This is a genomic window from Thioclava sp. DLFJ5-1, from assembly GCF_002020115.1.
GTDB classification, from domain to species: domain Bacteria; phylum Pseudomonadota; class Alphaproteobacteria; order Rhodobacterales; family Rhodobacteraceae; genus Thioclava; species Thioclava sediminum.
This window is the reverse complement of sequence record NZ_MPZU01000001.1, coordinates 775463-799723: the sequence shown is the minus strand read 5'-3', so window position 1 is coordinate 799723 and position 24261 is coordinate 775463. Positions and strand designations below refer to the sequence as shown.

At 63.8% G+C, this 24261-nt stretch carries 21 protein-coding genes and 1 tRNA gene; 13 read left to right on the top strand and 9 right to left on the bottom strand.

All coding sequences use genetic code 11. The annotated features are described in order from the left end of the window. The first annotated feature begins 60 nt into the window (after window positions 1-60). A complete protein-coding gene (locus BMI86_RS03875; RefSeq protein WP_078519773.1) occupies window positions 61-714 on the top strand; it encodes a GntR family transcriptional regulator in 654 nt (217 codons plus the stop codon). Here the strand turns inward: BMI86_RS03875 and BMI86_RS03870 are convergent, their stop codons facing one another. Beyond that, window positions 715-2691 (bottom strand): glycosyltransferase family 2 protein, encoded by a 1977-nt coding sequence (locus BMI86_RS03870; RefSeq protein ID WP_246831618.1) that lies wholly within the window; start codon window positions 2689-2691, stop codon window positions 715-717. Window positions 2692-2905: 214 nt separating this feature from the next. Beyond that, a complete protein-coding gene (carA, locus tag BMI86_RS03865) occupies window positions 2906-4069 on the bottom strand; it encodes a glutamine-hydrolyzing carbamoyl-phosphate synthase small subunit (protein WP_078539826.1) in 1164 nt (387 codons plus the stop codon). A 170-nt stretch (window positions 4070-4239) separates the two neighbouring features. Between carA and BMI86_RS03860 the strand changes: the two genes are divergently transcribed. The 3 genes from BMI86_RS03860 to BMI86_RS03850 all read left to right on the top strand — a co-directional run bounded on the left by BMI86_RS03860 (window position 4240) and on the right by BMI86_RS03850 (window position 5447). After that, the gene (locus tag BMI86_RS03860; RefSeq protein WP_078519770.1) at window positions 4240-4704 is read left to right on the top strand and encodes a GatB/YqeY domain-containing protein; all 465 of its coding nucleotides are present in this window, start codon (window positions 4240-4242) and stop codon (window positions 4702-4704) included. An 81-nt stretch (window positions 4705-4785) separates the two neighbouring features. After that, window positions 4786-4971: a DUF3008 family protein gene (locus tag BMI86_RS03855; protein WP_078539825.1), complete on the top strand. Its 186-nt coding sequence runs from the start codon at window positions 4786-4788 to the stop codon at window positions 4969-4971. Between the two features lie 59 nt (window positions 4972-5030). Continuing rightward, window positions 5031-5447, top strand: coding sequence for a hypothetical protein (locus BMI86_RS03850; protein ID WP_078539824.1), 417 nt, complete (start codon window positions 5031-5033; stop codon window positions 5445-5447). A 12-nt stretch (window positions 5448-5459) separates the two neighbouring features. Here the strand turns inward: BMI86_RS03850 and BMI86_RS03845 are convergent, their stop codons facing one another. The 4 genes from BMI86_RS03845 to lipB all read right to left on the bottom strand — a co-directional run bounded on the left by BMI86_RS03845 (window position 5460) and on the right by lipB (window position 9266). Beyond that, window positions 5460-5996, bottom strand: coding sequence for a DUF2244 domain-containing protein (locus BMI86_RS03845; RefSeq protein WP_078539823.1), 537 nt, complete (start codon window positions 5994-5996; stop codon window positions 5460-5462). 92 nt (window positions 5997-6088) lie between these two features. Further along, window positions 6089-7759, bottom strand: coding sequence for a cytochrome c oxidase subunit I (ctaD, locus tag BMI86_RS03840; RefSeq protein ID WP_078539822.1), 1671 nt, complete (start codon window positions 7757-7759; stop codon window positions 6089-6091). 286 nt (window positions 7760-8045) lie between these two features. Then, on the bottom strand, window positions 8046-8477 hold the full coding sequence (locus tag BMI86_RS03835; protein ID WP_078520032.1) for a c-type cytochrome: 432 nt from the start codon (window positions 8475-8477) through the stop codon (window positions 8046-8048). Between the two features lie 114 nt (window positions 8478-8591). Beyond that, on the bottom strand, window positions 8592-9266 hold the full coding sequence (lipB, locus tag BMI86_RS03830; RefSeq protein ID WP_078539821.1) for a lipoyl(octanoyl) transferase LipB: 675 nt from the start codon (window positions 9264-9266) through the stop codon (window positions 8592-8594). A 201-nt stretch (window positions 9267-9467) separates the two neighbouring features. On the opposite strand from lipB, the gene BMI86_RS03825 reads away from it, so the two are divergent. From BMI86_RS03825 to BMI86_RS03785, 9 genes are all read left to right on the top strand, one after another. After that, window positions 9468-11132 carry a peptidoglycan-binding domain-containing protein gene (locus BMI86_RS03825; protein WP_078539820.1) on the top strand — a complete coding sequence of 555 codons (1665 nt, stop codon included), beginning with the start codon at window positions 9468-9470 and terminating at the stop codon, window positions 11130-11132. A gap of 142 nt (window positions 11133-11274) precedes the next feature. Beyond that, window positions 11275-11361, top strand: a tRNA-Leu gene (locus tag BMI86_RS03820). 233 nt (window positions 11362-11594) lie between these two features. Next, window positions 11595-14159, top strand: a complete 2565-nt coding sequence (locus BMI86_RS03815; protein ID WP_078539819.1) for a hypothetical protein — start codon at window positions 11595-11597, stop codon at window positions 14157-14159. Window positions 14160-14280: 121 nt separating this feature from the next. After that, window positions 14281-17013: a Hint domain-containing protein gene (locus BMI86_RS03810; RefSeq protein ID WP_078539818.1), complete on the top strand. Its 2733-nt coding sequence runs from the start codon at window positions 14281-14283 to the stop codon at window positions 17011-17013. A gap of 109 nt (window positions 17014-17122) precedes the next feature. Further along, a complete protein-coding gene (locus tag BMI86_RS03805; RefSeq protein WP_078519761.1) occupies window positions 17123-18223 on the top strand; it encodes an ABC transporter ATP-binding protein in 1101 nt (366 codons plus the stop codon). Window positions 18224-18338: 115 nt separating this feature from the next. Next, a complete protein-coding gene (locus tag BMI86_RS03800; RefSeq protein WP_078539817.1) occupies window positions 18339-19415 on the top strand; it encodes an ABC transporter substrate-binding protein in 1077 nt (358 codons plus the stop codon). Between the two features lie 68 nt (window positions 19416-19483). Next, a complete protein-coding gene (locus BMI86_RS03795; RefSeq protein WP_168173772.1) occupies window positions 19484-19975 on the top strand; it encodes a DUF2314 domain-containing protein in 492 nt (163 codons plus the stop codon). Between the two features lie 17 nt (window positions 19976-19992). After that, entirely contained in the window at window positions 19993-21273 is a 1281-nt protein-coding gene (locus tag BMI86_RS03790) for an ABC transporter permease (RefSeq protein WP_078539815.1), read from the top strand. 12 nt (window positions 21274-21285) lie between these two features. Then, complete coding sequence (locus tag BMI86_RS03785) at window positions 21286-22197, top strand: ABC transporter permease (RefSeq protein WP_078539814.1); 912 nt, start codon at window positions 21286-21288, stop codon at window positions 22195-22197. On the opposite strand, the gene BMI86_RS03780 is transcribed toward BMI86_RS03785, so the two are convergent. From BMI86_RS03780 to thyX, 3 genes are all read right to left on the bottom strand, one after another. Next, complete coding sequence (locus tag BMI86_RS03780) at window positions 22186-22599, bottom strand: DUF1810 domain-containing protein (protein WP_078539813.1); 414 nt, start codon at window positions 22597-22599, stop codon at window positions 22186-22188. The two genes, BMI86_RS03785 and BMI86_RS03780, sit on opposite strands and share 12 nt — an antisense overlap. 129 nt (window positions 22600-22728) lie before the next feature. Further along, on the bottom strand, window positions 22729-23226 hold the full coding sequence (locus BMI86_RS03775) for a hypothetical protein (RefSeq protein WP_078539812.1): 498 nt from the start codon (window positions 23224-23226) through the stop codon (window positions 22729-22731). Window positions 23227-23328: 102 nt separating this feature from the next. Beyond that, window positions 23329-24243 (bottom strand): FAD-dependent thymidylate synthase, encoded by a 915-nt coding sequence (thyX, locus tag BMI86_RS03770; protein WP_078539811.1) that lies wholly within the window; start codon window positions 24241-24243, stop codon window positions 23329-23331. Window positions 24244-24261 lie beyond the last annotated feature (18 nt).

Genomic DNA, 24261 nt, shown 5'->3' with positions numbered 1-24261 from the left:
TCTGCTTGTCACCGGGGGCGGCCCGCGCCTAATCTCTGGCAGAACGCGAAAGCAGGTTGCATGCAAAAAGACGCCTACACTCTCATACTCGACGCCATCGACGAAGGCGTTTACCGCCCCGGGGACCGTTTGGTCGAATCCGAATTGGCGGAGCGGTTCGGAGTGTCACGCACCCCGGTGCGCGAGGCGCTGCAGCGGCTGGAAACCCAGCAAATGCTGGCCCGCGACGGGCGGTCGCTGATCGTGGCCTCGCTCGATCACAACCAGCTGGCGGAGCTCTATATCGTGCGCGCCGAGCTGGAGGCGCTGGCCGCGCAACTGGCGGCGAAACATGCGGCCCCCGAAGAGGTCCGCGTGCTGCAGAACATGATCGACGAGGATCGTGGTCAACTCGACGATCCGGAGGCGCTGAGCCGGGCAAATCGCCGGTTCCACCACCAAATTCACCTCGCCTCGCATAATCGTTACCTCGTCCAGCAGCTCGACCTCGTGCATCGCTCGATGGCGCTTCTCGCGACCACCTCGCTTGCGGTGAAGGGCCGGGGCGAGGCGGCGCTCGACGAGCATCAGGCGATTGTCGATGCGATCCGCGAAGGCAATGGCGATGCGGCGGCCTCGGCGCTGCGCGCCCATATCTCGCGGGCCTTCGAGACGCGTCTCACGCTCGACGCTGCGCATCACGGCACGGCGGGCCACTGGGCCGAGGCGCTCTGATCAGCCGATAAGCGGCGCATGCGCCAGACGCTGCGGTCCGGGCTTTGCCCCGGCCTGTGCGGCTGCGATTTCCTCGAGAAGCCTGTGCTGCGCGCTGTCCGGCGCTGTGCTGCTATGGGCATCGAAAATGCCGTGGCTCGTCTTGTCCCAGTAGAAGGGCCGCGCGACCAACTCATACAGCGCCTTCCAGCCCGCTAGCGCGCCCAGCGGATAATAGAGATGCAGCGTCGGAACCCATTTGATCAGATGGCGATGTTCCGCACCGCGGCAGGCCCAGGCCGAGGTCGTGATCGCGATCAGCTCCGACAGGAGGAAGGTGGCCATGACAAGCGCGAAGGCCGGGTCGGGCAGGGCACTCGCAATCGGATGCCAGACCCCGAACAGCGCTAGCCAGAAACTCCACAGCACCGGGGCCAGCACGTATTGCGAGAGCGATCCGAGGATCAGGATCTGCACCCCGATGAAGCGTTTCGTTCCGAGATCGCGCCAGAGCTGCACGGGATCGCGCATATGGACCGCCCAGGTCATCGCATAGCCCTTGAGCCAGCGTGAGCGTTGTTTGACCCAGGGCACAGCGCGGCAGTTGGCTTCCTCGTAGGTAACCGCCGGGATCAATTCGGTGCGGTAGCCGTGTCGCGCGAGGCGCACGCCGAGATCGGCATCTTCGGTCACGTTATGGGCGTCCCAGCCGCCCAGCTTCTCCAGCGCGTCGCGGCGGAAGAACAGGGTCGTGCCGCCCAGAGGCACGACGAAACCGAGCCGCGCGAGCCCCGGCAGGAACATCCGGAACCATGTCGCATATTCCACGGTGAAACAGCGTGCGAGCCAGTTGGTGCGCGGATTGTAATAGTCGAGGATGCCTTGCAGGCAGGCGGTCTCGGGTGGGGCCGCGAGGAAGCGTTGGGCGGCGATCTGCAGCTGATCCGGTTCGGGCGCGTCCTCGGCATCCCAGATCCCGATCACCGATCCGCGGCAGAAGTTCAGCGCGTAGTTGAGCGCGCGCGGCTTGGTCTTGATCGGCCCGTCCGGCACCGTGACCACCCGCATCCAGCGCGGCAGATCGGCGCCGGAAAGGGCTGCCAGAGTCATTGCGTCGGTCTGCTCGACGACGAGGATCACGTCGAGCAATTCGCGCGGATAGCGCAGCTTGCCGAGCCGTTCGACCAGTCGTGCGGCGATGTCCGTTTCGCGAAAAAGCGGGACCATCATCGAGATGATCGGGAGCCGGCCCCTTGGCGCGCTACGGTCGCACGGGTCAGGGGCGGGACGGCGGCGGGCGGTGAGTTCGCTCGCGAAAGCGGCCAGTTTGAGCGCTATGGAGCCTACGAGCGTGAGCATCACCCATGCGAAGAGAATGCCGATCAGGAGAGAAGGTGCGAGCCACAGGCCGAGACCCGTCACCACGAGAAACCCCGCCGCAATCCGGCTTGCACGCTTTTCGCTATGGTCACGGCAGCTCTCGGCCGGGTCGACCTTGATCTCGGCGCGGCGGATCAGGGCGGTCTGGCGGCGGGCCAACAAGCTGTCATGGATGCAGCGTTCCGGCGCCAGCACCAGCCTGTAGGGCGCATGGCGCGCGGGCAGGGCGTCGCGCAGCGCTTCGAAATCCTCGGGCCGTGCAGTCGCGATGAGGGTTACGCCGCCCACGCGCCGCCACGGCACCATCGCATGCCTCAGGCACAGTTCCGCCCCGACAGCGTCGATCAGACGTGGATCGGGCGGGCAGGCCTGCAGATCGACGACCGAGGCGTGCCATTGCTCGGCCAAGGCAGCTAGCAGATCGGCCTCGCGCACCCAGCCATTGGCCAAAAGAATGTTGCCCAGCCGCACATCCTCGCGTTGCCGCAATGCTGCGGCCTTGAGCAGATCGCCCGGGTCGATCGCACCTCGTTCCAGCAGGATTTGCCCCAAAGGCGGTCGGTCGGCACGGCTGGGTTTGCGGTCGGGCGTGCCCAGCGGATCACGCTTGGATCGCACCAGCGCGCCAGACGAATTCGCCGGTGAAGCGCGCTGCGCACGTTCCGCTGGTTCTGCTATCGCCGCCGGTATTTCGAGAAGCTGTCGCCGCGCGCCGCCCATGCCAATCCTCGCATCTGTCCCGCAGGGCAGAATGCGAACGCTTGGTTAACATGGTGTTAACGCCCGCCGGGGCCGGTTAGGCATCACGGCGAGCGATTGGTCGGAGTGCAGCTTACACCTTGCGCGCGCGCATCGCGGTCGCGAAGCGCTCGAAAAGGTAATAGCTGTCCTGCGGGCCCGGGCTCGCCTCGGGGTGATACTGCACCGAGAAGACCGGGCGATCGGATATGGCGATCCCGCAGTTCGAGCCGTCGAAGAGCGACACGTGGGTTTCCGAAACGCCCTTGGGCAGGGTCTGGCTGTCGACCGCGAAGCCGTGGTTCATCGAGGTGATCTCGACCTTGCCGGTGGTCAGGTCCTTCACCGGGTGGTTCGCCCCGTGGTGGCCGTGGTTCATCTTGATCGTCTTCGCGCCAAGCGCGAGCGCCAGCATCTGGTGGCCGAGGCAGATGCCGAAGACCGGCAGCTCGGTTTCCAGAATGCCCTTGATCATCGGCACGGCATATTCCCCGGTGGCCGCCGGATCGCCCGGACCATTCGACAGGAAGACCCCATCGGGCTCGAGCGCGAGCACGTCCTCGGTGGTCGCAGTCGCGGGCAGCACGGTCACGTCGCAGCCAGCCGAAGCGAGGCAGCGCAGGATGTTGCGCTTTGCGCCGTAGTCGATGGCGACCACTTTCAGATCGTTGCCTTCGGCTTTCTTGTAACCCTCGGGCCAGGCCCACCGCATCTCGTCCCAACGGTAGCTTTGCGCGCAGGTCACGTCCTTCGCGAGGTCGAGCCCTTCGAGCCCGGACCATTCGCGCGCCTTGCGCACCAGAGCCTCGATGTCGAAGACGCCATCGGGGTTGTAGGCGAGCGCGACATGCGGCGCGCCTTGCTGGCGGATCGCGCGAGTCAGGCGGCGGGTGTCGATGCCGCCGATGCCGATCCGGCCACGCTTTTCGAGCCACTCGACCAGCGTCTCGGCCGCGCGCCAGTTCGACGGCTCGGTCGGATTCCATTTTACCACCATGCCGGCGGCGACGGGATCGTTCGTCTCGTCATCTTCCGGGTTCACGCCGGTGTTGCCGATATGGGGGAAGGTGAAGGTCACCACCTGACCCGCATAGGAGGGGTCGGTCATGATTTCCTGATAGCCAGTCATCGAGGTGTTGAAGACCAGTTCGGCCACTGTCTCGCCCGGGCGGCCGAAACCCTTCCCGTAAAACAGCGATCCATCAGCGAGCGCGATCAACGCAGTGGGCTTTTCCGATGCGGACTGGCTTGCAGGCATGGCGCGACTCCCCGATGTCAAAATTCGCCGGAACCTAGACGCGCTGAACGCGGGGGTCAAGAGGCCATGAGATAATTACGAATTGCTTATTTATCAATGACTTGCGGATGTTGTGCGCGTTTCGCAATGCCGCTATTCTGGCGCCTTCACTGAAGTAGGGACACGATGTGATGCAAATGCGCGATAAGATCGCCGCCGCGTTGAAAGCGGCGATGAAGGAAAAGGATCAGGAGCGGCTCTCGACGCTGCGACTGGTCAACGCTGCCATCAAGGACCGCGAGATCGCGATGCGCGCCGAAGGCGAGGGCGAGGGCACTGTCGGCGACGCCGAAGTGCTTGCGATCATGGGAAAGATGGTGAAGCAGCGTCAGGAAAGCGCACGCGCCTATGAAGAGGGCGGCCGGCTGGAGCTGGCCGAGAAGGAACAGGCCGAGATCCGCGTGATCGAGGATTTCCTGCCGCGTCAGCTGAGCGAAGATGAGGTGAATGCCGCCATCGAAGCCGCCATCTCGAAACTCGGCGCGGAATCGATTCGCGACATGGGGCGCGTGATGGGCGAGCTGAAGGGCCAATACACCGGACAGATGGATTTCTCGAAGGCCGGCCCGATGGTGAAGGATCGTCTCGCCTCCTGATCTGATTTGGGTCTCTCGAGACTGGGAACAGCGCCCCCTTGTGGGGCGTTTTCTTTTGAGCGTTTGTCAAAGGAGAGGGCGATGCCGGCGCAATCGAAAGCACAGCAGAAAGCAGCGGGCGCGGCGCTCGCCGCCAAGCGCGGCGAGACCAAGGTCGGCGATCTTCAGGGCGCGTCGAAGGAGATGTATGACAGCATGTCCGAAAGCGAGCTTGAAGACATCGCGAGCACCAAGCGCGAAGGCCTGCCCGACACCAAGGACGACTGAGCGGTGCCGCCAAGGCTGTGCCTGATGTCTAGTGACGAGTAATGTGTTTGGAGAAATGGATGGGGCGTCTTTCGGGATTGGCCGTGATTGGGGCGGTTGTCGGGCTGGCGGGATGTGTCCCGGAACCGGGCCTGCATGATCTGAAGCGGAGCTATCCCGACCGCACGCTTTATCATTTCAATTCCTCTGCCTTGGGTGGCGAGGTGAGCTATCTCTGCGCGCCGGGCAACACGCCGAGGGCCACCAAGGCTCGCGCGCGCAAGGCCCATGCCGCCTATGAGGCCGAAATACAAAGCTACGGCGACAGGTTCGCCGAGACGCTGGTCTCCGCTCTGGAAGCCGGAACCGGGGCGAGTTCCGCCGCGCAAGAGGTCAACCGTGACAGCGACGCCTGGGCGCGTGAAGCCGCGTTGAAGATCGAAGGTCAGTATGAGTGCCTGCCCGTGGCCGCGCCGGGGGTCGGTATCTCGAAGTGAATTTCACGGTGGTCAGGGCGCGACAGGCGCACGTGCGGCAGCAAGCCGGATCACCAGTTCGCGGTGCAGCTGGCGGCGCTCTTCCGGGGTGAGAAAGGCGCCGATCTCCACCTCGCGCGGGCCGCCGCGCAGGGTGAGGTAGGCTTCGACCGGCCCGCCCTTTCCATGCAGATCAGCCTGCACCCAATGCGGATTGGCCGCCCAGTCGCGCGAGGGTTTGCCCGGTTCGTGGCGGATCAGGTGCAGGTCCGGCCCGTTGAAGGTCAGAACCTCGAGCACCTCCCCGGTGCGATAGCTATGCGAGATCGCCCACCAGACGCCTGCGATGGCGAGCGCGATGAAGGGCAGCAGCCCCCACAGCTCCACATGGCCCAGCAGCGACAGCAGCGGCAGGCTGACCATGACCACCGTGGCCGCGATGAAGAAGACGAAGCCTTTGCGCGGCAGGGAACGGTAGGGCCACAGGTGCAGCTGATCGGGCAGGGGCGCCGCCTCGGAGCGGGGCGCCTCCATGGTTTGGCCTTCGGTATCTGTCCAGCGATAGGGCATGATCCGCCCGGTCCTTCCTGCAACCTCTCGCCCTTTTGCAAACGGCCCCGGATCGCTCCGGGGCCGTTCTCGTTATCAGGAGATCTAGATCACTAGTGCGCGTGGGCGTGATCCCAATCCTCGCGCTTCGGGAGCTCCTCGAAAGTGTGCTCCGGCGGCGGGGAGGGCAGGGTCCACTCCAGCGTGTCGGCATACTCGTTCCAGTAGTTGTTCTCGGTGACCCGCTTACCCTTGAACAGGGTGTAGAACACGATGCCGATGAAGAACACGAAGCTGGCGAACGAGATGAACGCGCCGATCGAGCTGATGTAGTTCCAGGTGGCGAAAGCCTCCGGATAGTCGATGTAACGGCGCGGCATGCCCTGACGGCCCAGGAAGTGCTGCGGGAAGAAGATCAGGTTCGACCCGATGAACATCATCCAGAAGTGCAGCTTACCGGCCCATTCCGGGTATTGGCGGCCCGACATCTTGCCGATCCAGAAGTAGACGCCCGCGAAGATCGCAAACACCGCCCCAAGCGACATCACATAGTGGAAGTGCGCCACGACGTAATAGGTGTCGTGATAGACCCGGTCGAGCGGCGCCTGCGACAGCACCACGCCGGTCACGCCGCCGATGGTAAACAGGAACAGGAAGCCGATCGCCCAGAGCATCGGCGTCTTGAACTCGATCGAGCCGCCCCACATCGTCGCGATCCAGCTGAACACCTTCACGCCCGTTGGCACCGCGATCACCATCGTCGCCACCATGAAGTAGCTCTGCTGGGTCAGCGACAGGCCCACCGTATACATGTGGTGCGCCCAGACGACGAAGCCCAGCACGCCGATCGCCACCATTGCATAGACCATCGGCAGGTAGCCGAAGACCGGCTTCTTGGAGAAGGTCGCGATGACGTGGCTGATGATGCCGAAGCCCGGCAGGATGATGATGTAGACCTCGGGGTGTCCGAAGAACCACAAGATGTGCTGATAGAGGATCGGATCGCCGCCGCCCGACGGATCGAAGAAGGTGGTGCCGAAGTTACGGTCCATCAGCAGCATGGTGATCGCGCCCGCCAGAACCGGCAGCGACAGCAGGATCAGCCAGGAGGTCACGAAGATCGACCAGGCAAACAGCGGCACCTTGTGCAGCGTCATGCCCGGCGTCCGCATGTTGAGGAAGGTCGTGATCATGTTGATCGCGCCGAGGATCGAGCTGGCGCCCGAGACGTGCACGGCGAAGATCGCGAGATCCATCGAATAGCCGCCCTCGTTCACGGACAACGGCGGGTAGAGCACCCAACCCACGCCCGAGCCTGCGCCGCCACCGCCACCGGGGGCGAGCAGCGAAGCGATCCCGAGCGAGGTGCCCGCGACATAGAGCCAGTAGCTTAGGTTGTTCATCCGCGGGAACGCCATGTCCGGCGCGCCGATCTGGAGCGGCATGAAGTAGTTGCCGAAGCCCCCGAACAGCGCCGGAATGACAACGAAGAACATCATCAGGACGCCATGATAGGTGATCATCACGTTCCAGAGGTGCCCGTCGGGGGTGCATTCCTCGGCCGAAGCGATGAAGCGCGCGCCCTCGGCGCACATGTATTGCACGCCCGGCTCCATCAGCTCGAGGCGCATGTAAACTGTGAACAGGACCGAGATCAGCCCCACCGCGCCTGCGGTGAAGAGATACAAGATCCCGATATCCTTGTGATTGGTCGACATGAACCAACGGGTAAAGAACCCGCGCGTGTCATGTGCGCCCTCGCCGTGAACGGCTGCGTCCGCCATAGTGATCTCCCATTTCTCCCGTCAGACCCGGGTCTCCCGTCCCTTTGGGCCTGAATGAACGGAGGTTATGAATATTTCGATGGCAGGGCAAGAATTCTGCACACGCAGCCGTGAAAAAATGTCGCAGCTCTGTCAGGCGTGAGTGATGTGTGATCTCACGCCCTTTGCGGGCTGTGCGAGCGTCGGGGTGGCGCCGCGCGGGCGTTGCGAATCCGCGACGCTGGCACAAAAAAAGCGGACCCCCTAAAGGGTCCGCCAACGAACGCGTGATGCGTTTATGTCGCGATCAGGACGCGGGCGCGTCGGGCGACACTTCTGCCGAACCGAGGTAAGCGGCGATGTCTGCCTGGTCCTTGCGCTGTTTGTAGGCCATGCCCGATTTCGCCTTGGGATCGCCGGTCTGCTCCTCGAGGAACTTCGACGGATCGGTGATGTATTCGGCGAGCAGCTCTTCGGTCCAGACGGCGCCGGTATCGGCGTATTCCTTGATCCCGTCCTTGTATTTATAGCCATCCACGGATGCGACCTTGCGACCGATCACGTTGTAGAGGTTCGGGCCGACCTTGCCGCCTTTGTAGATCGCAGTGCCATCGGGGGCGACGATCGAGTGACAGGCCTTGCACCGCTTGAATTCGTTTTTGCCTTTCTCGACGTCCTGCGCAAGCGCGGGGCTCGCAACGGTGACGGCGGTGATCATGGCAATAAGGCTGAGTTTCATCGCGTCTTCCTTGTTCATTTTGAGACGAAGCTCGGGCCCTCCCGACCCGGCTTTCACAGGGCAGTCACGCTGCCTTGAAGGGCGTTCTAACATGCATGATTGCCTATGTGTCCACTAAACTTCTGAGGTCGCATTTAGTTTACTCACAAAAATGCGACAGAATGTCGCACGTAGCGCGAGATCAAGATCGGCCATTTCGACCGGCAGGCCGAGATCGACGAGGCTGGTCACCCCGTGATCGCGAATCCCGCATGGCACGATTCCCTCGAAATGCGTCAGGTCCGGCTCCACATTGATCGAGATGCCGTGGAAGCTGACCCATTTGCGCAGCTTCACCCCGATCGCGGCGATCTTGTCCTCGCGCAGGCTGCCATCCGCCGCCTTCGGCTTGTCGGGACGCTGAACCCAGACGCCGACGCGACCGTCGCGAATCTCGCCCTTCACGTTGAATTCGTCGAGCGCAGCGATCACCCAATCCTCGAGCTGGCGCACGAAGCAGCGTACGTCGCGCCCGCGCTTGTTCAGGTCGAGCATGACATAGGCGACGCGCTGGCCGGGGCCGTGATAGGTGTATTGGCCGCCGCGCCCGGCCTCGAAGACGGGAAAACGGTCGGGATCGACGAGATCTTCGCGCTTGGCCGAGGTTCCCGCCGTGTAGAGCGGCGGGTGCTCGAGAAGCCAGATCATCTCCTCGGCCTCGCCCGAGGCGATCTTGGCCACGCGGTCCTCCATGACGGCCAGCGCCTCATGATAGGGGACCGGGCTGTCACTTACGCGCCATTCGACCATTTCTTAACCTCACCCGCCGGAATTCCTCACCCGGCGTCAATATTCCTTGCCACATCACCGATTCGGAGCGCAAACTTGACCTATTGGTAAGGTCGCGCACCCCCCGCGCCGGTCACATTCCGACCGGTCCTGTCGTGCAGAAACATGGAATTTGCGGGGCAACAGGCAAGACCGGAAGTTATTTGATTGGAGGGTTCAGGGATGAAACACAAGTTCGTTCTGGCGGGTCTTGCGCTCGCTGTCGCTACGGGCGGACCGGCAGGGTCGGCGCTGGCGGGCGGCTCGGATATCGTAGGCGGGGTGATCGGTGGGATCATCGGCGGCGCGATCGTGAACGAGGCCAACCGTCAGCCGCGCAGGGTCACGAAGCGCACCTATTACAAGAAGCCGACCATGTCGTCGGCGCAGCGCGAGGCCAATCGCGAAGTGCAGGTCTCACTCAATCACTTCGGATGGAATGTCGGTACGCCGGACGGGGTGCTGGGGCGCAACTCGCGCGCGGGCATCTCGCAATATCAGGCCTTCATGGATTTCCCGATCACGGGCAAGCTGACCGATCTGGAGCGCACCATCCTGACCACGTCGTATCAGAAGGCGAGCTTGGGCGGCGCTGCAGTCACGCAGACGATCTCGACCCATCCGCAGGGGATGCGCGGGCTTCTCTTGCAGACGCGCGAGCAGATGCTGGGCACGGGGAAATCGACCTATGCCGGAAATTCGATCGGAGGCTTGCCGCCGCAGATCTCCGAGGCCGTGTTCGAAATCGCACGCAGCTCCAACGTGGAGCCGCAGCAGCTGATGGCGCGGTCTGGCTTCGTGCAGCTGGCCGATCTGAACAATGACGGGCGTACCGATTATCTGCTCGACACGTCGGTTCTGGGGCCGGGCTTCTGGTGCAACGACAAGAGCTGTGCGGTGCGGGTCTTCGCCTCGACGCCGAGTGGTTTCTCGCGCAACGACTTCCAAGCCTATAACGCGACGCCTGCGATGTTCACCTGTCAGGCGGGTACGTGCCAGAAGACCGGCGCGAGCGCCCAGAGCAACGCGCCGGTAACGGCTGCCGCGCCTGCGCCTGCTCCGGCGCCAGCCGCGCCGTCCTTCGCGACGCAGATGGCCTCGCAGCCGGCGCCCGCGATGCCGTCCTTTGTTGCACCCGCGCCGGTTACGGAACCGGTGCCGGTGTCGCTTGCGTCTTTCTGCGCGAAGACCAGTCTCGTCACCTCGTCCAATGGCGGCTTCGCCACCGAGGCGTCGCTCACCGATCCGGGGCAGGCCCTGGGCGAGCAGTTCTGCCTCGCACGCGGCTATGCGCTGGACGAAGGCGCGGAGCTCGAGGCCAATATCGGGGGCTTCTCGCCCGAACAGATCGCCGCGCAATGCCGCGATTTCGGCGCGCTTCTCTCCGAGCAAGTGGCCGCTGTCGGAACCACCCCGCGCGAGGCGACGCTTGCCAAGGTGAAAAGCTTCATCGACGGCTCGGGGATGAGCCCGGCGCAGCTATCGGGCACCGCGAAGGTCTGCCTGTCGGTCGGCTACCGCACCGACGACATGGATGTGGCGCTGGGCTCGGCGCTGGTTCTGGGCGGTCTGGGCGAGGGCGCCTATGACGAATTGGTCGGCCATCACCTGATGCAGGGAATCGGCACGACTGAGCGCCCCGATCTCGCGATGGGCTGGTACGAGAACGCGCTTTCGGCGCAGCCGGTCTTTGCCCCCGCGCAGCCCGAGCGCAGCGGTCTGATCCGCAAGGCGGCCCTGATGATGAACGGTCGCGCCGACGCCGCCACCGCGCCGAAGCCCGCGATGGCGCTGCCGAGCTTTGCGGCGAAGGCCGCGGAACTCGTGGAAACCGCAGCACCGCAATAATCTGCATCCTGCGCAGGCCGGGACCGCCCGGCCTGTCGCAACGGCAAGAGCGCGAATGCGAAAAATTCTCGCCAATCCCGAAATACCCCCTTTTCATCCCCCAAGCCTTTGGCTAATACGCGCCACACCAAGCCTAGACAGTGCGGTCGTGGCGGAATTGGTAGACGCGCAGCGTTGAGGTCGCTGTGGGGTAACTCCCGTGGAAGTTCGAGTCTTCTCGACCGCACCATTTCTCTCCTGAAGAGAAACCTGACAGACCCGAGGCGGGTATCCCCTAGATCGAAAATCTCACGTTGCAGCGCAGATGCGCGCGCAGGCCTGTATGTCTCTCGCTTTGTTGGTTTTCATTTGATTTCAAATGCCTGATGGGCTCGGGCGGGCGCCGTGCGCTCGGTTCAAGGCTCGGTAGGGCCTCTTGCTGATCCTATCCCTCGACAGTGGCTTACCCTGAGCGAGGATCGCATGACCTGCCATATCACCGGAATCGTCACATCCCCCGACGGGATCATCTGCGCCAATTGCACCGTCAGCTTCGAGCGGCTGGGCGGAATCGTCTCGACCGTCGAGCAAGGCGGAGTCACGGTCCGGGTGCCCAGGGTCGTCTCGGCCCAGACCGATGCGGAGGGGGCGCTCGCGATCGACCTGCCTGCGGGCGACTATCACGGCACCTGTTTCGGTGACGCGTGGGAGTTGCATTGGGAGTTTCTGGCCCGTGTGCCCGATGCGCCAAGCGAGAGTTTCGGCAATTGTATCGGTGCAGCCCCCGAGGAAGCGCCCGCAGATACGCCGCCCTCGGAGGCGAGCGCGGTCTATGTCGCGCTGGCGCAGGCTTGGGCGGAGGGCGCGGACCCGGGCGGTCCGGGGACGCGAAGCGCACAGACCTGGGCGGAAGCGGCGCAGGCCGGGGCACAAGCGGCGGGCGCAGGGGCGACGGCGACGGCGGCGGCCAGCGCGTCCGCTGCGGAAAGCCGGGCGGCGGCGGAACTGGCGCGTGATGCGGCGATGCTGAGCGGCGGAGTTCATGCGAGCGTTGCCGACGGGCTCGGGGCCACGGCGGAAGGCGCGCATTTCAGTGTGGCGGGCGAGGGCGCGCGTTTCGCGACGCTCTACCGTCACGCGGTCGGAGGCATCGCCGAGGAGGTCGCGAGCTACCCGTCAACCGAGGCGCTGGCGGCGCGGAGTTTTACAGAAATGCGCTCGGTCTTCGGCGGTAACGACTTTCGTGACGGCGCTGCGGGATGGGCCATCTCGGGGGCGGACACCGTAAACTGGGCCCTCGAGGGCGCGGAGGTCGCGCGCAACCTGTCGGGGCAAAGCTTCGGCGCGATGCTGATCTACAAGGACGTCCCCGGCGCGGGCGTCGAACTGGTCGCGGGGCACCGCTACGCGCTTTACGCCGATTTCGACGCAGAGGGCGATGTCGCCGCAAGCGGTATCCACACGCTCGGCTGGCGTCCCTTCGTGCTGCAATCGACGGCCGGATCGGCGATGGACGCGCTGCGCGTGCAGGTGGGCGAGAGCGGTGCGCCGATCCGCCACCGTGTCGCGCGGTGTTTCACCGCCGAGACGAGCGCCACGCGCGGCAATCCCTATATGGAGTTCGCGAGCCCGCGCGACGGGAGCGATCAGAACCTCCTGACCCTGTCGCTCAAGCTCACGCTGCGCTGCTTCATGCTGGTCGATCTGGGCGTGGCCGGGGAGCCTGCTTTCGACCTCAGCGAGGCAGAGGTGGCGGAGGCGCTGGCGCGGCTTGGTGCCCCCTATCATCCGCTGCCCGAGACCGCGCAGGCGATCAGTTTCGACGCGGTGCGTGCGGTCCAGACGGGCTACGCGCAGCAGGCGGGGCAGGCGACCCGCGCCGATCTTGCGGACATGGCAGAGGCGCTGCGCTCTCCTTGGGCGGGCAAGCGGGTCATCACCTTGGGTCATTCGCTGGTCTCGCAGGTGATGTGGCAACCGCATCTGCGCGAGATGCTGGCGCTCGAAGGGCACTCGGTGCGCGGAATTTCGGGCGGCACCTTGCAGCCCAAGCCGGGCGAGGCTGTGACGGGTATGTTCTCACGCGACTATATGGCGGGGCTCGCGAGCGACCTGATCAATTTCAGCGACGCCAGCGCCGGGAATACGACGACGCTGGGCCTGAGCGCGGATATCCGGGCCCGGAGTGCGGCGACGATCTTCTGGCTCGGCGCGAATGACGGGGTGACGGATCTGGCGAATGCCGGGTATCAGACCCTCGCGCTCGATGGGGCGCAGATCGCAGGGCTGGCGGCGAAGGCGGCGGCGCTCTCCGTGGGGAGCTTCGCAGAACCTGCCGAGGGCCTCGCGGCGACGCAAGCCGGGGCCTATTTCACGACTCCCGGCACGCAGCCGGGCTTCGATATCCTCTATGAGCATCGCAATACCGGCAGCGCCGAGGCGCGCGCGGTCTACCACCTTCCGCAACCCGGCACCGCCTATAGCTGCGACCGGATCATGACCGAGGCCGAGCAGGACGAGTTCGAGGCGCGCAACGCCGCGGATGGCGCGGCGGCCTTCCTCTCGGCGCCGCTGAGCACCGGGCATATCGTGACCTATGAAGGACTGTGGCACACGATGATCGCCAATTATTTTGTGGCGAGCGGCTTCGCGGCGCAGCCCGATCATCGGCTGTTCATCGTGCGCGAGCCGCAGGCTTTCTGGTCCTTCGATGGGACGCTCGACTGGCCGCAGGGCCATTTCGAGCGCAACGCGGTGCATGCGCGCGTGGCTGATCGTTGGGGCATTCCGCTGATCGATCTCTGGGGCGAGAGCGGCATCAATCTCGCGACGCGCGGCTGGTATCTCGCGGTCGAGGCAGGGGGCGATCTTCTGATCCATCTCAACGACCGCGGCGGGCGGCTGTGCGCGAGCCGGGTGGCGACACGGATGGCGCAGTTTCCGCCGCTCGATCCGGCGGGGGCAACGGATGGGGCGGCGCTGTCGCTGCCCGTGGATGCGTCCGGCCGCGCACCTTGGCAACCCGACAACACGGTCACGCCGGGCTGAACCCGGACCGATTTATCTCAAATCGCATGAACTCTCTCGCGCGCGTTAACCCTGCCTTGGGGCGCGCGCGGGATGATCGCCCCGGGTGAAACCGTTTTGGGGCTGATCGGACGATCGTGCGATGACGAGTTACGTCTTTCATGGCTATTTCCGGTCGGATTTTCTGATCGAGGGCGGCGGTTTGACCGTCGTCACCGGCAGCCGTTTGATGATCGACCCGAACTGGGACGTCGATATCAGCGGACGCATCTTCACCTTCACCGACGACGGCGCGAACCTCTCGGGCGACAGTTTCAACGACGAGGTCGGCAACGACAGCACGCAATCCGTCTCGGTGACCGATGCCACTGGCACGCCGATCGCCTCCGGGCAGGTGTATATCGAGAACGCGTTCACGCTGCTCGCCCCGGACGGCTCGACGATCACCGTCTATATTATCGAGATCGGCGGGACGATTGTCGGCGAGGTCGCCGATCAACCGCTGCAGCCCGGCGTCACCTACGAAGTCACTTCGATTTTCGACGTCTCGACTGGCCCCGCCTATACCGCGCTCTTCGACGCAACCTACGACCCCGACGAGGCCAACGCGATCCAGGGCGGAAGTCTGGATGACTCGCTTCAGGGCGGCGCGTTGAACGATCTGATCGACGGCGGTGCCGGGGCCGACACGATCGATGGTGGCACGGGCGACGACACGATCTACTACGGCGCTGGCGGCAGCAATCAGGCTGAGGGCGATCTGGTCTATGGTGGCGATGGCAATGATCTGATCGATGACGCCTCGGGAATTTCCTACGACTTCGACGACACGATCGACGGCGGGGCCGGAAACGATACGATCTGGGCCGGGGGTGGTGCGGATTCCATCGACGGCGGCGCCGATGATGACAGTGTTCATGGCGAAGCCGGAGACGACACGATCCTCGGGGGCGCGGGGGATGACTATCTCTACGGCGACGAGGGAAATGACTCGATCCTGGGCGAGGCAGGGGCCGATACGGTCCTCGGCGGCATCGGGGATGACACGCTCGCGGGCGGGGATGGGGACGACCACCTCGCGGGCGAGTGGGGCAGTGACCTTCTCTATGGTGATGCCGATGCCGATACGGTCCACCTGAGCGACGCGTGGGGCAGCGACACGGTCTTCGGTGGCGAGACTGTCACCACGGGTAGCGATTTCGACCTGCTCAACTTCACCTATTACTCGACGGGCGGCGTGGCCGTCACCTTCTCCGGATCGGAGAGCGGCTCCGCCAGCGCAGACGGCAACACGGCGAGTTTCAGCGAGATCGAAGGGGTCGTCGGATCGGCGCAGGGCGATCTGATCGACGCCACCAATGATGCGAGCGGGGTCTCTCTCGACGGTGGCGGCGGCGATGACACGATCACCGGCGGATCGGGCGCGGACACGCTTTCGGGAGGCGACGGCAACGACACGATCTGGGCGGTGGGCGGCGACGACCTGATCTCGGGTGGGGCGGGCGACGATACGCTACAGGGCGTGGGCGGCAGCGACACGCTGACCGGCGGGGCAGGGGCTGACGAGCTGCATGGCGGCGACGATGCCGACACTTTCCTGCTTTATGCCGGCGACGGGGCCGAGACGATCTTAGGCGGCGAAGGCGGCACCGATTGGGACGTGATCGAGCTTGGTCCGGGTGAGGCCGTCGTCCTCTGGACGGGTTGGGAAGCCGGCGCGATCAGTTATGACGGCGGCATTACCGTCACCTATTTCTGGGAGGTCGAGGAGGTTCGGGGCTCCGCCGACGCAGAGGCATTCGATGCCTCCGCCGCGGGGAATGCCGTCTCGATCGAGGCAGGCGACGGGGCCGATACGCTGACCGGCTCGGCGCTGGGCGACACGCTCGATGCGGGCGCTGGCGATGACGTCATAGATGCGGGTGCAGGGGCCGATACGATCACTACCGGGCTCGGGGCCGATACGCTCAGCTTCGGTGATGGCGACGGGCAGGACATCGTCACCGATTTCGATCTGACGGATGACGGGACGGGTTTCACGCTCGATCAGCTCGACGTCTCTGACCTGACCGATGGCACTGGCAATCCGGTCAATGCCTGGGATGTGACGGTCAGCGACGATGGCGCGGGCAATGCGGTTCTCAGCTTTCCCAATGGTGAGAGCCTGACGCTGACCGGTATCGCGCCCGCGCAGGTGGCGGGGGCGCCGCAGCTTTACACGATGGGCATCCCCTGTTTCACCGAAGGCACGCGGCTCGCGACGCCGCGCGGGCCGCGCCGGGTCGAAACCCTGAAGCCGGGCGATCTGGTCACGACGCTGGATGATGCGCCGCAGCCGGTCCTGTGGCATGCGCGTCGCCGGTTCGGCGCAGCGGCGCTGGCCGCTAATCCGCGGCTTTGTCCGGTGCGACTGCGGCCCGGCGCCTTCGGCAATCGCGAGGCGCTGGTTCTCTCCGGGCAACATTGCATCTGGGTGCCGGAGGGGCAGGGCGCGCTCGCGCGCGCGCGCCACTTAGAGGCAACGGGATGGGGCGGGGCGCGGGTGATGCGGGGGTGCCGGGAGGTGATCTATCACCACTTGCTGCTGCCGCGTCACGCATTGGTCAATGCCGAGGGCGCCTGGGTCGAAAGTTTCTGGCCCGGACCGCAGGCGCTGCGCGCGCTGACCCCCTCAGATCTGACCGATCTGCTGCGCGCCCACCCCGCCTTGGCGAAGGTCCATTTCCTCGGCGCGGCGCCGGAAGCGGTCTACGGTCCACGAGTTCGTCCGCCACTTACGTTGCGGAAGCTAGATCGTTCCAAATGCAAGTCGTGGTCGCTCCTTGCGCGACAAGCGACGCAAAACGGCAATTTTTCAGGCGAAACCGTGCTGTGATGCGTCGGTGACGTGGGTTTTTGATTTCCGGGTTGAAAAACGCAAATGCCCTTGCTTTAGTCACATGCACGGGAATTGACCAACGACAAAAAACAACGGGGAGCCCGCTTTGAACAACGCAGCTAGCGACGATGGATTCGTCGTATTCGACCGCGTGCAGAAGAGCTATGACGGCGAAACGCTCGTCGTGAAGGATCTCAATCTCTCGATCGGTAAGGGCGAGTTTCTGACGATGCTCGGACCGTCCGGTTCAGGGAAAACCACCTGCCTGATGATGCTTGCAGGTTTCGAAACCGCCACCAACGGCGAGATCCGCCTCGACGGCCAGAACATCAACATGGTGCCTCCGCACAAGCGCGGCATCGGGATGGTGTTCCAGAACTATGCACTCTTTCCACATATGACCGTGGGCGAGAACCTCGCCTTCCCGCTCGAAGTGCGGGGCATGGGCAAGGATGAGCGCGAAACCAAGGTTAAGCGCGCGCTGGACATGGTGCAGATGGGGAGCTTCATCCATCGCCGCCCGGCGCAACTTTCGGGCGGTCAGCAACAGCGGATCGCACTGGCCCGCGCGCTGGTCTTCGACCCCGAGCTGGTCCTGATGGACGAACCGCTCGGCGCGCTCGACAAACAGCTTCGTGAACATATGCAGTTCGAGATCAAGCACCTGCACGAAAGCCTCGGGATCACCGTGGTCTACGTGACCCACGATCAGGGTGAGGCGCTGACGATGTCGGATCGCGTGGCCGTGTTCAACGATGGGCGCATCCAGCAACTCGCACCGCCGGACGAACTTTATGAACGTCCGCAGAACAGCTTCGTCGCGCAGTTCATCGGCGAGAACAACAAGCTTCCGGGTCGGGTGGAAACGCTGAATGGCGACACCTGCACGGTGCGTCTGGAAACCGGCGAGATCATCGACGCGACGGCGGTGAACATCCGCGAGGCGGGGCAGGAGACGCTGGTTTCCATCCGTCCCGAGCGGGTCGAATTCAAGCCCGAGATGATGCCTTCGGGCGCCCATACGATCAACGCCGACGTGCTCGAAGTGATCTATATGGGGGACATCCTGCGCACGCGAATGAAGGTTGCCGGGTCGCCGGAATTCGTCATGAAATCGCGCAACACACTCGATCAGGTGCGACTGACGGAAGGCCAGACGGTCAAGATCGGCTGGCACCCGCAGGACGCGCGCGCGCTCGATCTCTAAAGAATGCGGAACGTGCGGTCCAAGCGCTGCACGCTCCGAACTGCCGCAAAAAGCGGCCAAGCGGCGAAAACGTCGCGAAACCACAAAAGCTCAACCAACTGGGAGTAAGACCAAGATGAAAAAAGCAATGATCCTGAGCACCGCGCTCGTCGGCCTCGTGGCCGGTGCGGCGCAGGCCGAGGAAGTCACTGTCCTTTCCTGGGGCGGCGCTTACGAGAAAAGCCAGGTCGAAGCCTATAACAAGCCCTTTGCGGAAGCGACCGGCATCGACGTGAACATGGAAGCCGCCGACAACCCGGCGACCCCGATCAAGGCGCAGGTCGAAGCGAACAACGTGTCGGTCGACGTGGCCGATGTTGAGAAATCCGACGCGATCCGCCTGTGCGACGAAGGTCTGCTCGAGCCGATCGACCCCGACACCGATCTGGCCGCGTCGCCCGACGGCACCCCGGCGAGCGAAGACTTCATCGATGGCTCCTTCACCGATTGTGGTGTGGCGAACATCGTGTGGTCGACCGTGATGTCCTACAACTCGGACAAAGTTAACGGTGAGCCGACCTCGATCGCCGACTTCTTCGACACCGCGAAGTACCCGGGCAAGCGCGGTCTGCGTAAGTCGGCCAAAGGCACGCTGGAATTCGCGCTGATGGGCGCAGGCGTTCCGGCTGCGGACGTCTACAAGGAACTCGGCACCCCCGAGGGCGTCGACAAGGCCTTCGCCGAGCTCGACAAGATCAAGGGCGACGTCGTCTGGTGGGATGCCGGTGCGCAGCCGCCGCAGCTTCTCGCCGATGGGGAAGTCGTGATGTCGACCGCCTATAACGGTCGTATCTTCAACGCCGAAGTCGCCGAAGGTCAGCCCTTCAAGATCGTCTGGGACGGCCAGCTGATGGACTTCGACTTCTTCGTGATCCCGAAGGGCGCGCCCCATATGGAAGCCGCGAAGAAATATCTGAAGTTCGCGACCGAGACCCAGCAGCTCGCCAACCAGGCGAAGTGGATTTCCTACGGTCCGGCGCGTAAGTCCTCGGCTCCGATGGTCGGTATGTATCAGGACGGCAAAACCGAGATGGGCCCGCATATGCCCACCGCGGAAAACAACATGCAGAACGCCCTGGTCAACGACTCGGAGTTCTGGGCTGACCACGACACCGAACTGAGCGAGCGCTTCAACGCTTGGCTCGCTGGCTAAAGCCAATAGGGCCGCGCGGCATTCCGGTGCCGCGCGGCTCGACCTGTTCGATGTCAGGAGCCCCGCGGATGTCAGCTTTCCGGTCGTCACTGGCCTGTTTGTGCATCGGTCTTTGCCTGTCGTTACCCGCTGCCTTGCACGCTCAGGCGCAAGACGATGCGGTCGTCGGCTACGAGACCGGCGATACGAAGATGAACGCGGCGATCGGTCAAGCCCGCGCGACCTATGAAAGTGTCTTCATTCCTGCGGTGCGCGCCCGGTCTGGCTCGCAATTCATGCTCAAGGCGGGGATCGATACGCCCGCCGATGGCCTCGAACATATCTGGATCGCGCCGATTTCGATCTCCGCGCAGAAAATCACCGGCATGCTGATGAACGAGCCCGTGCATTTCAAAGCGCATGCTGGGGACGAGATTACCTTCGCGCCGAACCAGATTTCCGACTGGAGCTTTCGCCGCGATGGCAAGCTTCACGGCAATTACACGACGCGGGTGATGCTGCCCGATATTCCCGCCGAGCAAGCCGCGAATTTGCGCGCGCAGCTCGCCCCGCTGCCCTGAGGGGCCAAGGAGACACGATGAGCGACGCAACGATGGATGCGAGCCTGAACGGCCCCGAACCAACACAGTTGAAGACCGCCGACGGGCTGCCGCTGAAGGCCGCCCTTGCGAAATCGCAACTCCGCGCAAAACGCCGCGCCTTCCTTCTGGTCGCGCCGCTGTTCCTCTTCGTTCTGATTACCTTCGTCGTTCCGATCGGGCAGATGCTGCTGCAGTCGGTCTATAACGACGGGTTCTCGAAGAACGCGCCGGCGCTGGGGCAATGGTTCAACGAACACCCCCTTGGGTCGCCGATCGACGAGAGCGCCTATACCGCGCTCGCCTCGGACCTCAAGCAGATGAAGGAAAACCGCACGCAGGGCGAGGCGGGGACCCGGATCAACTATGACGTGGCGGGCACGCGCTCGCTGTTCACCTCGACTGCGCGCAAGATCGAACGTCTCGAGCCGCCATGGAAAGAGTCGATCCTCGGCGTGAACGAGGGGTGGAGCGACCCGAACCTGTGGCGCGCGATGCGCTCCGCGTCGAGCCCCTACACGGTGGATTTCTACCTCGCCGCGACCGACCACACCCGCGACAAGGACAACAATATCGTGCCCGTCGATCCGCAGCGCGCGATCTACGGCAAGCTGTTCATCCGCACCGCGATCCTGTCGCTGGTGATCACCGTGCTCTGCATGTTCCTCGCCTTCCCGATCGCGCATCTGCTGGCCTCGCTGCCACTGGCGAAATCGAACCTTCTGATGATCTTCGTGTTGCTGCCCTTCTGGACATCGCTGCTGGTGCGGACGACCTCGTGGATGGTGCTGTTGCAGCAGCAGGGCGTGATCAACCACCTGCTCGTCTGGTCGGGTCTGATCGGCAACGATAACCGGCTGGAGATGATGTATAACCAGACCGGCACGATCGTCGCGATGACCCATATCCTGCTGCCCTTCATGGTGCTGCCGCTCTACTCGGTGATGCGGACCATCCCGCCGAGCTATGTCCGCGCGGCCCGCAGCCTTGGCGCGACCTCGCGGACCGCCTTCCGCCGGATCTACCTGCCGCAGACGCTGCCGGGGATCGGGGCAGGGGCGCTCTTGGTGTTCATCCTGTCGGTCGGCTACTACATCACCCCCGCTCTTGTCGGTGGTGCCGATGGTCAGCTGATCTCGAACATGATCGCCTTCCACATGCAAAAATCGCTCAACTGGTCGCTTGCTGCGGCATTGGCCTCGATGCTGCTGGGCGGCGTCATCATCCTCTACTGGCTCTATGACCGGCTGGTGGGCATCGACAACATGAAGCTGGGCTGAGGAGAAACACAGATGGCCGTTCCCGCATATGCAAGCCCGCTCGAGAGAACTTGGCACTACGCCTATCTCGTGATCTGTGGCCTGATCTTCTTCTTCCTGATCGCGCCGATCGTGGTGATCATTCCGCTGTCCTTCAACGCGGAGCCCTATTTCACCTTCACCGAGAAGATGCTCAGCTTCGACCCTTCCGGCTATTCGATGCGCTGGTATGACCTGCTGCTGACCTTCGGGATGCAGGAGCCGCAGGTGGAGCGTGGCTGGTCGTGGTGGATGGATGCCTGGCAGCATTCGACCTGGATCGACGTGGCGAAGAACTCGGTGATCATCGGCTTCTTCTCGACGATCCTCGCGACGGTGCTGGGCACGCTGGCAGCCCTCGGCCTGTCGCGCCCCGAGATGCCGTTCCGCCGTGCCATCATGGCGGTGCTGATCTCGCCGATGATCGTGCCGATCATCATCACCGCGACGGGGCTGTTCTTCTTCTACTCGAAGACCGGGCTCGCGCATTCCTATCCGGGCATCATCATGGCCCACGCGACCCTGGGCATTCCCTTCGTGATCATCACCGTGACCGCGACGCTGGTGGGCTTCGATCACTCGCTGACCCGCGCGGCGCAGAACCTCGGGGCCGATCCGCGTACGACCTTCTTCAAGATCGTGATGCCGCTGATCCTGCCGGGCGTGGTCTCGGGCGCGCTGTTCGCCTTCGTGACCTCCTTCGACGAAGTCGTCGTGGTGCTCTTCGTGGCAGGCTATGACCAGCAGACGATCCCGCGTCAGATGTGGAACGGTATCCGCGAGCAGATCAGCCCCGCGATCCTTGCGGTGGCCACGATCCTCGTCTTCGTGTCGATTGCGCTTCTGACCACGGTCGAGCTGCTGCGCCGCCGCTCCGAGCGCCTGCGCGGGATGTCACCGGGCTAAGGCGTCCAGCGTCAACGGGCAGCGCTCGCCCTCATAAAACGTCTCAAGGAGCCGGGTGAACACCGGCTCCTTTTTCTTTGAGGCGGCCTCGAACAGCGTCGCGCAGGAGCGCAGCTTCAGCGCATCGACCGGCCCCATGATCTCCTCTATGGGCATGCCTGCATGGGCGAGCACGGCCTCGGAGGCATCCACCAGACGCGCCCGCAACACCGGATCGGCGAGATAGGTCCGCGCCTCGGCCAGATCCGCGATCCCGTATTCCCGCGCGCGCGCAGAGCGCCCGAGCGAGGCCAGTTGCGGGAAGATCCACCAGATCCAATGGCTGGTCTTGCGACCTTGACGGAGTTCCGCGAGGGCGGTGGGGTAGTCGCGGGTTTGGGGGGCGTGGAAGCGTTGGGTCATGGGATGAGGCTAGCACGCTCTGGACATCGCGAGGAGGGCCGCGTCCGGCCCGAGGGTGGGCGCAATCGCGCCCGCCCTGGGGGCGGGTCGGGCGCGGCCCGGCCTAGGGCCGGGCGGTGGGGCAGGTGTTTAGTTCTTCAGTTTTTCGTCTCGAAGCGACTGTAATGCGTTGCCAAGTTCTGAAGAGCGCTTAAAGAGCCAATCTAGATACTTGAGCGACGACCCTTTTTCATGCTCCGTTCGAAGCATCGAATTGAGCAACTTTGCATTCTCGTTGTTAAAGAAGCGCATGAAGGAGAAGTAAGCTTTGACAAACTCCGGACCCAGTTCGGCATGAAAGTGGCCGCTATTCACCAACGGCGAAACTAGCGAATAATCAAATTCCGCAGTCGAGACGAATAGGTCCTGTTCGTCAATCTGTTGAGCGGAAATCAACTCCCTCAGTCCCGAAATGCGCTTTTTGAAGTCTTCAAGTGCTTGGAGGTTGATCGTGATCTCGGTTTTGAGGACTGCAATAGCGTTTTTTCGCTGAGAGTGTTTCACCAAGGCATTAAGCGCGTGCTGAACTAGTGCGCCTGCGACGATGCCGAGAAAGAGCCAAAACGCGTTCCAAAATGCTTGTTCCAAATTTCAGCTCCTAGCTTCAGCCCTCGCTTGCGCTCGGGCGTTCGGCACTGAAAACGCTCCACTGGAGCATTTTCGCCCCGGATCAAGATCCGGGGCCGTGCCTCACCCCCAAACCTCACAAAACTCCCGCCACTCCCCTTTGCTCATGCCAGAGGTCTCCTGCGTGATCTCCTCGCCCGCTAGACGGCGCTTCAGCAGCTCCACCGCCTTGCCCGACAGGTTCACCCCGCCCAGACGGTAATCCTCGAAGGCCGAATAGGCCGCGGGGACCCAGTCCTTGACGATGTCGCACATGGTCTCGGCATAGACGCGGATCTCGTATTGCGCGTGGCTGTCGGCGCGCAGGCGCAGGAAGTGGAAGAGGTTGTGCAGGTCCACCTTCCAATACCACTGCGTGTAGATATTGGTGGGCAGGTTCATCCGCGCCAGTTCCCGGGCGAGGCCCTGTTTGCCCGCGTCCTCGTCGGGCGTCAGCATGTCCTCGTAATGGTCATAGGCGCGCATCGCGTCGTCGCGCAGGATGTCGAGCACGCGGGCGGCCTCGGCGCCTTCGAGCACCTGACCGCGGCCCTGATGGTTCTGGCTCGATTGCGCGGCGAGCTGGCTGGCCTCGGGGATGTAGAATTCGCGGTCGAGGATCGAATAGCGCGCGGAGTATTCGTTGACGTTCGCGGTGCGGTGACGGATCCACTGGCGCGCGACGAAGACCGGAAGCTTGACGTGGAACTTGACCTCGCACATCTCGAACGGGGTCGAATGCCAGTGCCGCATCAGGTAGCGGATCAGGCCCGCGTCGCTGTTCACCGTCTTGGTGCCCCGCCCATAGGAGACGCGCGCCGCCTGCACGATCGCGGAGTCGTCGCCCATATAGTCGATGACCCGGACCACCCCGTGATCGAGCACTTCATGCGCGGTATAGAGCCGCTTCTCCATCCCCGGCGAGACCGCCCGTGCGGTCATTTGCGTCTCGGCGCGCTGTGCGTCGATCTCGGCTTGTTGTTCGGGGGTGAGCGCCATGATGTCCTCCGGATGTCT

Bases quoted from the DNA above. Each gene is read 5' to 3' on its own strand.
- BMI86_RS03855 (WP_078539825.1), top strand. From the start codon at position 4,786: ATGCCGGCGCAATCGAAAGCACAGCAGAAAGCAGCGGGCGCGGCGCTC.
- BMI86_RS03850 (WP_078539824.1), top strand. From the start codon at position 5,031: ATGGGGCGTCTTTCGGGATTGGCCGTGATTGGGGCGGTTGTCGGGCTG.
- BMI86_RS03800 (WP_078539817.1), top strand. From the start codon at position 18,339: ATGAAAAAAGCAATGATCCTGAGCACCGCGCTCGTCGGCCTCGTGGCC.
- carA (WP_078539826.1), bottom strand. From the start codon at position 4,069: ATGCCTGCAAGCCAGTCCGCATCGGAAAAGCCCACTGCGTTGATCGCG.
- BMI86_RS03810 (WP_078539818.1), top strand. From the start codon at position 14,281: ATGACGAGTTACGTCTTTCATGGCTATTTCCGGTCGGATTTTCTGATC.
- BMI86_RS03875 (WP_078519773.1), top strand. From the start codon at position 61: ATGCAAAAAGACGCCTACACTCTCATACTCGACGCCATCGACGAAGGC.
- BMI86_RS03845 (WP_078539823.1), bottom strand. From the start codon at position 5,996: ATGCCCTATCGCTGGACAGATACCGAAGGCCAAACCATGGAGGCGCCC.
- BMI86_RS03795 (WP_168173772.1), top strand. From the start codon at position 19,484: ATGTCAGCTTTCCGGTCGTCACTGGCCTGTTTGTGCATCGGTCTTTGC.
- BMI86_RS03860 (WP_078519770.1), top strand. From the start codon at position 4,240: ATGCAAATGCGCGATAAGATCGCCGCCGCGTTGAAAGCGGCGATGAAG.
- lipB (WP_078539821.1), bottom strand. From the start codon at position 9,266: ATGGTCGAATGGCGCGTAAGTGACAGCCCGGTCCCCTATCATGAGGCG.
- BMI86_RS03790 (WP_078539815.1), top strand. From the start codon at position 19,993: ATGAGCGACGCAACGATGGATGCGAGCCTGAACGGCCCCGAACCAACA.
- BMI86_RS03815 (WP_078539819.1), top strand. From the start codon at position 11,595: ATGACCTGCCATATCACCGGAATCGTCACATCCCCCGACGGGATCATC.
- BMI86_RS03785 (WP_078539814.1), top strand. From the start codon at position 21,286: ATGGCCGTTCCCGCATATGCAAGCCCGCTCGAGAGAACTTGGCACTAC.
- thyX (WP_078539811.1), bottom strand. From the start codon at position 24,243: ATGGCGCTCACCCCCGAACAACAAGCCGAGATCGACGCACAGCGCGCC.
- BMI86_RS03780 (WP_078539813.1), bottom strand. From the start codon at position 22,599: ATGACCCAACGCTTCCACGCCCCCCAAACCCGCGACTACCCCACCGCC.
- ctaD (WP_078539822.1), bottom strand. From the start codon at position 7,759: ATGGCGGACGCAGCCGTTCACGGCGAGGGCGCACATGACACGCGCGGG.
- BMI86_RS03835 (WP_078520032.1), bottom strand. From the start codon at position 8,477: ATGAAACTCAGCCTTATTGCCATGATCACCGCCGTCACCGTTGCGAGC.
- BMI86_RS03825 (WP_078539820.1), top strand. From the start codon at position 9,468: ATGAAACACAAGTTCGTTCTGGCGGGTCTTGCGCTCGCTGTCGCTACG.